Source organism: Pirellulales bacterium, assembly GCA_036499395.1.
GTDB lineage: Bacteria > Planctomycetota > Planctomycetia > Pirellulales > JACPPG01 > JACPPG01.
This window is the reverse complement of record DASYDW010000096.1, coordinates 1-10,852: the sequence shown is the minus strand read 5'-3', so window position 1 is coordinate 10,852 and position 10,852 is coordinate 1. Positions and strand designations below refer to the sequence as shown.

Below are 10,852 nucleotides of genomic sequence, written 5' to 3'. Positions count from 1 at the left end.
ATCGTATCGCCCTTGCGCCATCGGTCCCACATCAGCGCTTTCTGGGTCTCGGAGTAATAAATTCTCGGTCGCTGTTTCATTTGCAACTCCTCCGCTGCTCACGCAGATTCTAGGTGTTGCATCGACCGGTTGAATCCGCCGGGGTGTTCGGCTACAAGTTTGTTCCAGTCCCGGCCAAACGCGCGCATCGACCCACCTGAGCGTGATGTGATACAGGATGCCCCTTGCTTCGAATAGGGTTTAGCTGCCGTCTGCATCTCGTTACCGTCCACTTTGGTCGTTGAGGGCGATCGATTGCGAATTCGGATGCGGATGCGGGATGAAGAAAAAAACGACGCAGTCATTGAACGAACCGCCGACGCCGAGTGCGTTGGTGCACTAACCAGTTTTTGGCGGGGCGTTTGCTACTTAGAGTTGTTAGTGCAGCCCGAGTACCCGCTAGGGATTTGTCGAAATGAGCAAGCGCTCGATCATCAACCTGTTTTCGCCTCACCGTGCCATCGACCGGTCTATGCCATCATCACCTAATTTATAATCATACTGTCAGTACCCCAATGATCGCAGGAGCCCTACTTTATGAGTCAACCCCGCGGACGATATGCGGGATCTCGGGACAGCGGCCCGCACCAACCTCGTCACGTGAAGCAGTCTCAGCCCAGCCTGCAGAGACAACCGTACGTCAATGCACCCGCCCGGGAGTCCGGCCAGACTGCCTCCATTTTCAAGACACGATCGTTCCAGTTTCTGGTCGATACGGTGGGTGCAGAGAATATCGCCCTGGGACTTGGATCGAACATGGCGCGAGTGGCTGAACTGACGAAAGGCGAGAGATTTACGCCCGAGACCGCCTTTCACATGGAAACCACGCTTGGTCTGCCTCACGGTTTCTTTGACGAGCCCAATCCTGCGCTCGCGGCAGAAACCATCGCCAGGCTGAAATCACCGCTCGACTTCATTCAGACCGACGACGAACCGGAAGCAGTGTCGGAAACACCCGTGCCGCCGTCTGTCCCGGGCGGCGGCGAGCAACCATTTTTTGAGAACAGTTTTTCCGAGGAAGCGCAGATGCCGAAGAGAGCAACGGTCGGGTCGCCCAAGGCCGTCAGGAACAGGCGAACCCAGATGGCCAAACCGCCCACCCCTCCTACGCAGCAAGAAGGTTCGCGCTCGAAACAGCGGGCATCTCCGGGAACCACCCAACAGCAAGCGCTCGCATTAGGCGAGAGCGCCGGGGTGGAAGACATCCGACGCGCTAACCTCCACGTTCTGACGGCTCGCAATGGATCGAAGGCAAGACTGGGTGTAGTTATGGCGATGAGCGGGTCCAACGTGGCTCATCGGTTATATGGCAAGAAACGGCTGGATAGTGCCGAAGCAAGCCGCTTCACGGAGCGACTTGGTTTGCCAGTTGGCTGGCTGGACACAGCGCGCTTAGAAGCTGATATTCCGGAGTCGGTGTCGCGTCTGCTCATGCCTGCTTCGCGCGGCCGGACATCCGTTGAACAGCACGAGCCGCTCGCTGCCGCTACGAACGCGGGTGTGCGAGGGAAACCCGCAGATGCGAGGGCGCATACTGGTCGTGCGCGGACTGCGGCCCGGACGGGTCCAGAAAGCGCCCCGCTGACTTCAGCGGATGTCGCGGCGGAAAGACAACCAGTAGCCACCAAGTATCAGGAACATGAAAGTGGTGTCCATGACGTGCCTGCGGGCCTCTCACCAGAAGAACGCGATGGCGAGGCGCCGGCAGCCACACGGGAGACCTCTGGGTCGCTTCCAGCCGCCGCAGTCACGCCGCAATCTTCCGTGTCGCTCCCCGCGACCGTGACTAGCCTGGACAATCTTAACGGTATCGCGCCCGTCGCGGAAGCATTGATCAAGACGCTGGCAGGAAAAGCACGGACGGGTCGACTGGACGAACTGAAGGCGCTGGAGCTTTTGCAGCAGGCAGTCCTCCTGTGAATCGGTGATCGTGTGCGACGACCTGTTCTACGATGACGATGAAGCGCCAAGGGGATCCATCCGCAGCAGCACCTCGAGTCGTTCAACGGTACGCTGCAAGCCGACGCATACGGTGGCTACTAGGCCATCTACGAAACCGGGCGCGTCAAGGAGGCAGCCTGTTGGGCACACGCCCGACGGCAATTCTACGAATTTCACGCAGCGCGCCCCAATGCATTGAACACCGAAGCGCTCGAGCGGATCGGCGCGCTATACAGGACTGAGGAAACGATCAGGGGCAAACCGCCCGACGAGCGCTGCGCCTATCGCCAAGAACACGCACGGTCGTTACTCGAGCGAGTCCGTGAGTGGCTCACAACAACGCTGGAAACTCTCTCGTGCAAATCGGATACGAGTCGGGCGATATTTTATGCGTTGAACCGGTGGGAAACGCTCACACGCTATTGCGATGACGGCCAGCTCGAAATTGACAATCTGCCAGTCGAGCGCGCTACGCGGGGTGGCCATAGGTCGACGTAACTATCTGTTTGCTGGAGCAGACTCAGGCGGCAAACGTGCCGCTTCCATCTACAGCCTCGTTGGCTCCGCAAAACTCAGCGGCATCGATCCTGAAGCATACCTGCGCTATGTGCTCGTACGAATCGCCGACCATGCAATTAACCGCATCGAAGAGCTCGCCCCGTGAGTCGTCGCCGATCGACTCCGCAAACCAGTCTGACAATCGCGATCTCCAGTCAAGATGTCGCTGGTGCCACGCTTACAGGACAGCCCGATGGCCCCATGGGGAGAAGCAGTCTCGGGCAAGGGTTAAATTGCTAGTGCCCGGCGTACACCCGCGCAAGCGCCTCAATTGAGCCGCAGAAAGAAGTACGAGACTGAGTTGACATGAACTCGAAGATAGGCAGGATGGCCTGCGATCGAGACTGATTTGGAAGGTCAATGCGCATGCGGGTGATCGCAAGCGATAAGTCCAGTCTCGACTTCGGATGGGAAGAAGATCAGGCGGAAATTTCGCGCCGCGTCGACAAACTCGCGTTCATCTTTTTTCTCTTCGCGAAAACGTGTGTACAAAAAGAGTCTGCGACGACTCGATCTTCCGTGAGGATATTCTGCGGATTCAACTTCTCACGCTTTAGCCCCTGCTTTTCGATCAAACGCTGAGGCATGAGGCCTCTGACAAACGAGTGGAATAGCTCTCGTTGAGTGCCAAGGTCGGCAGCCTCGAAGAACTCGCGCCCAAGCTTCGCTTCATTCGCGATTTTTGCCTTGGCGGCTTCGTTCTGCGCTTCAAGGTTGGCATCCAGCTTAGCTTGAGCTGTGCTGCGTGAACGAGCTTCGTTCCTGCTGTTCTCAAGGAGATTCGCCTGGACTAACGCCATTTTCCTGTCGGCTTCACCGATGCGATAGTTTCCGATGAGCGCTTTCCACAGATAACCCTTTGGGCTGGAAGTGACCTTCCCTTCGGTTATTCGATGCCGCGTGTACTCAATAGCCTGCATGAGTCGTTCGTCGGTCCACTCAGCCCGGTTCTGGGCAATGCGCTCGAACTCCTGTGTACCGAACGCAAACTCGTCGTGGAGGATGAGGTACATCGAATCGTCGATGCCGGCGCGTGCCGCATCAGCTCCTTGTTTCTTCGTAAAGCGAAACCGAATTCTTAGTTTTTCAGGTGGAAGTCGGTCACCATTCGGTTCCCAACTAACATCAAAGTCGGAGACTTCGTTTAGCTGACTGATCGCTGGCTCAAGAAATCGCTTCTTGAATTCCTTCACTTCCTTTCTGGATTCGCCAACTTTGCCGGGCCACTCCAAAACTTCTTCGTAGGCAAACCATTCAGTCACCCCGGGGCCTTCGCACGGTATCAGCCGGTCGTAAATCGCTCTCGAGAGTGAGAGGGAAAACGCCGTTGACGCTCGTAAGCTGAGCCAATGAGCCTTGTACGGGCTGATGAGGTACTTAATCACCCGCCCCGAAAGCAACACACAAACCAGATTGCGATCGATGTAGCAGTCGCCAAGCAGACTTATCGTCCCCCATGCGTCTTTCTCGGTCAGCTCCTCGATTGATGGCGCTGTCATGATTTCGACACGAGCCTTGGCCGCAGCCCTCATCTGGGCGATCAGATGGCTATGGTTTCGGCTGTCATATCGCATTAACCACTTGAAGTAGTTGATCTCGGCGGTGAAGGTGTAGACCTTGTCGTCAATCAGTTCGTCCGGTGCCTTGGCTGCAACAAGGAAATAGGCTGCATCCAGCACGCGGCGAGCGGCAATACCAAGCCCGCCTACTCGCGTAAAGATGTTGTTCCGGAGAAAACCAATGTCCCTCGTCGAGTCGCTGATAGACGAGCCTTGCCCGGACATATCTTCATAGATGTCCAGGGCAAGCTGGTGCGGGGTGACGGGAAGGTTCTGGTTTTCCATTCAGTTCAACTCCATGCCGGGCACTCTAGCAGGGACGCAATGTGTGTCAACACAAAAACCACCCCGTGGTCGGCGGGAATACCGCAAGGCTGCAAAAGGCTGTCCGAAGGGGATTCGGCACAAAAACCACCCTGTGAGAACACAATTTCCACCGGGTTTTCACAATCTCCGTCCTTCAGGTCCCAAATTCCGTCCATGAGCGCACAAAAACCGTCCCAGTCTTCACAAAAACCGCCTCTATCCACAGGCTCTCTCCTTGATTTGTAAGGAATTTCTTTGACCTGTTTGTAAGTAGGTAAGTTTATGTATTAAAAAAGCTAACTAACAGCATTGCATCGGAGCCGATGAATTGACCCTGGTCCGACGCTATTAACCCTTATTAACTATTTGATTATAAAGAAAATATAACTGTGCACAAAAAGCGCCCCGACAGGGTGCTTTTTGTGCACAGTGTCTAACGGCTGCGGTTTTTGGGGCAGCGCTTCCCTCCCTTGCTAGCTTGGCCGATTCAAGTGGAAATACGAGGTTGACGTGCCGCGGTTGCGATAAAAGCTTATAAAGATCAGTGACCTAGTTGGTAAGTTGCTTGAAAAACATGAAAATCTACGCGGCACAAGGACTATTTGCACACTTTCGTGTATTCTGCGCTTCAACGTCAAAACATGGAGAAGTGCAGAATGGCACACGTAGGTACGCTACCGATGGAGGACCGAAGGGTCACCCTGCGCGAAGTTGCAGATTTTGCGGATAACCTTGCCCCGTTTTCTGACAACCTTCGCGAGCAGATTCTCGCGCCGCGTCCGCGCAAAGAAGCTCCGATCTATACGATCAGCGAACTCGCCGAGATGTGTAATCTGACGCGGCAGCAGATTCAATATCTCGCAACAAAGGCTGATTCAGGGCTTCCCACCGGAACACTGAATGGTACAGGGCGTAGCCGGACATTTACTCTGGCTGAGGCCCGGATATGGATTAAGTTGGCATCGGACATCTATCAGACGCGTCTTGAGGAAGGTAGGGAGAGCTTCCGAGGCAAAGTGCTGACCACGGCACAACTCAAGGGAGGCTCGGCGAAGACGACGACGACAGTTTGTTTGGCGCAGGCCCTTACCCTCTTTGGCCGCAAAGTTTTGTTGATTGATCTTGATCCTCAGGCTTCTGCATCGGAGTTGTGCGGTCTCTACGCCGAGAAGGAGATCACCGGCGAAGATACGGTTCTTCCGTACATCTATGACCAGAACGTAGAAGGAGGACTTGGGGCAAGGGTTCAGTCAACCTACTGGGATGGTATGGACGTCATCCCCGGCCACACTTTTCTCTATGGCGCGGAATTCCTGTTGCCTGCGCGGCAAAAAACAATGCAGGGTTACAGATTCTGGTCTGTGTTGCGGGAAGGACTGGAGCCGTTGCGGGCACAATACGATTACATCCTGATCGACACGTCCCCTTCTTTGTCGTACATGAATTTGAATGCGCTCCTTGCTGCTGACGCGTTGGTTATGCCGATGATTCCCGAGAATCTGGACTTCATCAGCTCGCTCGCGTTCTGGCGTCTCTTCTCGGACGTTGCCGAAGATTTTCTTCCGTATGAAGAAGATAAGGTCTATGACTTCATTTCCGTTCTGCTGTCCCGGGTTGATTACGGGAAAACATCTTCGGCGCCCGTAGTCCGGCAGTGGGCCCAGAGCGCCTATGGCCGTTGGCTCGATCCGTTCGAGATTCCGGCTAGTTCGGTGATGAGCGGCGGTGCGCTTTCATTCTCGACTGCGTTAGACATTGTGAGCACTCATTCAAGTGCGAAGTCCCTGCAGCGTGTGAAACAACCAATGATGCAGTACGCAAAGTGGCTGGACGACATGTTTGTGAAAACTTGGAAGGAGTCAGCAGTATGACCAATATCCGCGATCAGTTGTTGGCAAAGACTGCGAATTTGGCGACGCCGGCGGACTTCAAAGGTGAAGCGAAAAAGCCCTCGCGCGGCCCCCAGACGATGCCGGGAATTACAAGTGCGTTGGCAGTTGCTCAGCTACGAATCGAGGAGTTGGAGAAGCAAGGCACGGTGACGGATATAGCGGTTGACGCCATCGCTCCGAATCCTTGGCAGCCCCGCCGTCAATTCAATGAGACGAAGCTGTCGGAACTGGCACGCTCAATCGGAGAAGTCGGATTGCTTCAGGCTGTGACGGTTCGTCGAGTTGCCGATACATATCAGCTGGTGGCTGGGGAGCGCCGATGGCGGGCTCACAAACTGCTCAATAAGGAGACCATCAAGACGGTTGTCATAGAGTGCTCCGATCAAGACATGGCGGCGCTCGCGTTGATGGAAAACGTTACCCGGGACGACCTCTCGGACTATGAGATTGCCATTGCCGTTCGACGTGCAGAAAGCGAATTCCCCAAACGGACTCGCTTGGCGGAAGTAATGGGTGTGTCTCGTAACGATCTGTATCGGTTCCTCGCGTTCGATGAATTGCCGGAGTTTGTTAAGCGCGACTTGGATTTGAATCCTTCGCTGCTGGCTGGCAATGCTGCTCAAGACGTCGTCCATGCGCTAAAAAAGACGGGAGAGTTGGGTCTTAAAGCGCTCACGGACGTATGGCCGTTAGTAATTTCGGGCGACCTTGTGCAGAGCAAGATCGCCGCAACCATCAGCGCTCAGGTAGTCCGAGGAACATCAGCAAGTGATTCTGGAGGAAGAAGCATCCTGAAGATCTTCGCGGGAAAAGCGCAGGCCGGAAGCATTACGAAAGACGTCAAAGGATTGACGTTCAAATTCAAGGCTGGGATGATGACAGAGGAGCAGGAGGCGGAGCTTCGAGAACACATTGGTAAAATGTTCTCGCTCCGTCCGGAGTAAAACAAGAAAACCCGCAGACCGCGGGTTTTTTTGTGCCTGCGATTTGCCCCAAGCGGAGTGAGGAATTCCGGGCCGCGAGGTCGGTTCGTTTCTACGAGTGTCCTTATCAGGACACTTTTGATTGGTGACATAGGAGCGCGACGGTCCTGCTGCGGCAACCCCGAAGGCTTGTCACATTGTTTTCGCGGCGCAAAGTGTCCTGATCCGAACATTTTTGCGCTATGAACTGCTTTAGGCCGACGTGAGGCAGTAACAGCCGGAATGTCGTGCACAGACCAGTTGCTCTACGCAGGACGCTTTGAAACGTAATTGAGAGCATTCAAAATCGGAATGAGGTATCGATATTTCGACTTTTATACCGCGAATCACAATAAAGGTGTTCTTATCAGGACACTTACGCGTTCCGGGTTCCGGAGTCTGTCGGTGAGTCAATTCAGGGCCCGGCAACCCAGACTCTCCGCCTTGACTTCCAAGAACACGTCCACCCCGTAGACCCCTTGGCTCTGCCTTGCGGCAGACCAGAAGTTTACCTTGCGATGGCTGCGAGGGCGTTTTCGAAGAAGGAATTTACGGCCCTATAGCGTCGGGCGTTGTTTGTCTTCGTGTGGATCGTGGTCGTCGCGAGACTCGCATGGCCAAGACTGGTCTGCAAGCTGTGCGTCAATCGAGCGCATGATTAGCGTGGATGTGATTCACCAGTGTGCGCCCGCGACGCAGATCGTGTGCTGCGCCTGAATATGTCCGGTGGACCGGGTCTGCCGCTCGGTAAAATAGGCGCTTGTACAAGCGGGCGATCCTATCAGAGACAACGGCCTGCATGTCTTAGATGTCCAATCAGTGGGAGCGGTCAAGCCTCCATCGCGAGGCTCGGATCGGAATCCGCGCGCGTGGTCTTTAGCTCCTCCATCAGGCGATGCGAGATCGACACAGACAGCTGGCGTACGCGTTTGCCATTTGCCTTCAACTCCCATGCATCATAGAGTGCTCCGTCAAGCGCCTTCCGCGAGAGCGCGCCGATCGCATAGGCCAACTGCAGTGCGTAGTAGTCGCGCTATTGATTGGGTGAGTAGGCCGCTCGGGTGGCCATCTGCAACGGTGCCGTCATTGTGCGTGGCCGGTGTGCGGCGGCTCTGTTAATTGGCGTTTCGCTGCCTACAGAGGGCACCCTTTCGAACGGATTTCGAGCGAGATAGCTTTCCTTTTGCAGTTGCTCGTGCATTAACTTGAGGATCGTGCGTGCCGTCTCCCGACGTCGGTTCTTCAGTGGGCCGCCAACGGGCGCCAGCTGCGCTCGAACCGCTCAGCGCGGCCACGGCCCATCAGCGGTTCGCTGGCCGTCGACTTTTCACAAAACTTTCGATGCACTCTCCGCTGTCAAGCGTATTCCGCGACGACAACAGCTTGTGCTATACGACGCTGGCCCCAGCAGGGGCGTTCGGCCGCGCGCCGGCAAGCACGGGTGTCCGGGTTCGTCCTGCCGCGGACTCAGATCTATGCCGCGATCGCGTTCAGGTCCTTGTCCTGCTCGGTCTGGTGCCCGGGTGAGCCCCAGCGAGCCGTCTAGGTCCGCCGACACGCGCACAGCCTGTCCGGGATGGACCCTGCAAGCGCTTGTCATCTAGGGCGAGGTGGCCAGCCTGCAGATGCCCTTACGTCGTCGTGGCGAGCGGCGACAGTACGTGCCGCAGAGAGGAGATGCTGCGCGCCGCGAACAGATCGACAAGGGTCGTTAGCCCTGCCTCCTTTAGCCGCGCCGTGACGACGGACTCGATCCCGCTGTTTAACGCGTGTCGAACGCTGGATCCCGCACAACGCCTTTTTCCATTCGGGCAAGAGCGGCTGCCTGCCGCTGGCGACAGCTTGGTCTTGCGGGCGATTCTCCGGTCGAGACGGGCGAAGCCTGCGACGGGAAATCCGCCTTGTGGAGCCCGATCAGCCCAGCTTCGCCATAGACGCTGTCTGGGGCCACGTGTTACCGGTCGGCGTGTAACGACGGGACATCTTCGCGCCAGTGCAGTTCGACAAGCGGGGTGCTGCCTGACACGCACACTGAAATCGATGACGCCTTTCGATCGCGGCGCCTTCCAGATAGCCCTGATACTGGGCGAAATGCTGCCGGGTCAGCCGGCGCGCGGAGGCGTTTATGACTGGTCGCTCCGCACGGGCACGCCGGTGGCAAGTGCAGTGGCCGATGGTCTCATCGTCGCGCGCAGGTGAGCCAGAAACGGCGGCAGCAGCTGGCACAGGCTGATCCGCTCGTTCAGTTTCACCCGCTACACCTTCTCCAGTCTCGCGCGATCGAAGTGGCCCCCGACATGGGCCATACCGAGCACTTCGGGCGCGACCCGGCTGACGATCGTCACCGTGCCGTAATGGCTGACCCGTTGTAGTGCCGCTTGGCGAGGCGCAGGCGCACGACCACGTCAGCGTTCATGCCCAGCGCGCTGGAGTTCCACTCCAGTTGATCGACGATGGACTCTTGTCTTCGTTTCGATGATTTGTAGCTTATCGGTCGAGCGCAGGAACGACATGGCGATTCGTTCGACAATCTGACGCGTCAGGTTGCCTGCGGCGGGCAGCTTGCCGGCGGTCAGCAATTTCGTCGACACGAGATGTTGTCGAGTACATCGATCGCAAATGCTGCGACGAGCGCGATGCATATGGTCTGCGCCCGGTTGGCGGCTTCGTTGAGTGCCGGCAGTAGCCGAAAACAGGCGGCCGGTGTACGGGATAGCCCAGTGAGCCGCTCGTCCAGATGCGCGGCGAAGTCCGTCCGCGCGGCCGCATCGTCGTGTGATAGCTCGCGCCTGATGGCGTTCGGGATGGTCAAGTCAATGATCGGTTGCGTCATGGGCGTCCGCCGCAGGAAAAGTGATGCCAAGATCTGTGTCGAACTGCCCCGCGCTACGGGGCTGGATTCAAGCCCCGTGACAAGATTTGAATGCGGCAAAAGCGAAGGAAGGATTTAAACGCCCGTCGATTCGAAGCGAAGCTCGGAAAGCACGTCCTCACTAGATTCGGACTCCAAAATAATTGTTCTGCGATAGCGAAACCCATGGAGCTTCAGTCGTGAAACAAGCGGACAAACAGGTCGGCACGCGCAAGACCTTGTTTCACCGAGCTTATTTATGTTCAAAGCAAAATTGTTTCACGGGAAATCGGCGCCCGCTGGGCTTGCGACGTGCTCCGTGGGCGGCGTTTGACGTGTCGGGAGTGGTCCGCCTCGCCGCTGGCGGGTGTTGTAGTGAATGATACGTTTTTGTGGTGTTTTTTACTCCTCAAGTCGGAGGCGATGGCATACATCCCTAACAGCGGAATGTTTGGCAGGGCGACTGCCGCCTTCGCGCCGTCTCAACCGGCCACAACGGCGCTGTCACGTTGCTGATTGCATGACAACCTATCGACAATGGGAGTCGTGTTTTCAGACTGCGGTGAACGGAGCTTGGGCAATGCCGGTGAAGAGACACCACGCTTCAAATCGCGCGGCGAGCTGTTTGCGATAAAGCGAGGCGCGCAGCAGATGACGCTTGAGTACGAAGTGCTGGCGGATCAGACCGAAGCACGACAGGAAGGACTGCGTGCGTTCGGGCAAGCGAAAACCGCACATCTGATG

At 56.5% G+C, this 10,852-nt stretch carries 6 protein-coding genes and 1 pseudogene; 4 read left to right on the top strand and 3 right to left on the bottom strand.

The features are described 5' to 3' along the window. Positions 1–639 precede the first annotated feature (639 nt). Both VGN12_17680 and VGN12_17675 read left to right on the top strand, forming a co-directional pair. Positions 640–1,959 (top strand): hypothetical protein, encoded by a 1,320-nt coding sequence (locus tag VGN12_17680; GenBank protein ID HEY4311284.1) that lies wholly within the window; start codon positions 640–642, stop codon positions 1,957–1,959. A gap of 48 nt (positions 1,960–2,007) precedes the next feature. Next, positions 2,008–2,644: pseudogene (locus VGN12_17675) on the top strand (IS66 family transposase). Between the two features lie 313 nt (positions 2,645–2,957). Here VGN12_17675 and VGN12_17670 read toward each other — a convergent pair. Next, complete coding sequence (locus tag VGN12_17670) at positions 2,958–4,382, bottom strand: replication initiation protein (protein HEY4311283.1); 1,425 nt, start codon at positions 4,380–4,382, stop codon at positions 2,958–2,960. A gap of 677 nt (positions 4,383–5,059) precedes the next feature. Between VGN12_17670 and VGN12_17665 the strand changes: the two genes are divergently transcribed. Together VGN12_17665 and VGN12_17660 are read left to right on the top strand one after the other, a co-directional pair. Beyond that, on the top strand, positions 5,060–6,274 hold the full coding sequence (locus VGN12_17665) for a ParA family protein (protein HEY4311282.1): 1,215 nt from the start codon (positions 5,060–5,062) through the stop codon (positions 6,272–6,274). Then, positions 6,271–7,239 carry a ParB/RepB/Spo0J family partition protein gene (locus VGN12_17660; GenBank protein ID HEY4311281.1) on the top strand — a complete coding sequence of 323 codons (969 nt, stop codon included), beginning with the start codon at positions 6,271–6,273 and terminating at the stop codon, positions 7,237–7,239. Before VGN12_17665 ends, VGN12_17660 begins: the two co-directional genes overlap by 4 nt. 2,590 nt (positions 7,240–9,829) lie before the next feature. Here VGN12_17660 and VGN12_17655 read toward each other — a convergent pair. Both VGN12_17655 and VGN12_17650 read right to left on the bottom strand, forming a co-directional pair. After that, positions 9,830–10,090, bottom strand: coding sequence for a hypothetical protein (locus VGN12_17655; protein HEY4311280.1), 261 nt, complete (start codon positions 10,088–10,090; stop codon positions 9,830–9,832). A 570-nt stretch (positions 10,091–10,660) separates the two neighbouring features. Further along, a partial coding sequence (locus VGN12_17650) for a hypothetical protein (GenBank protein ID HEY4311279.1) occupies positions 10,661–10,852 on the bottom strand: 192 nt, incomplete at its 5' end.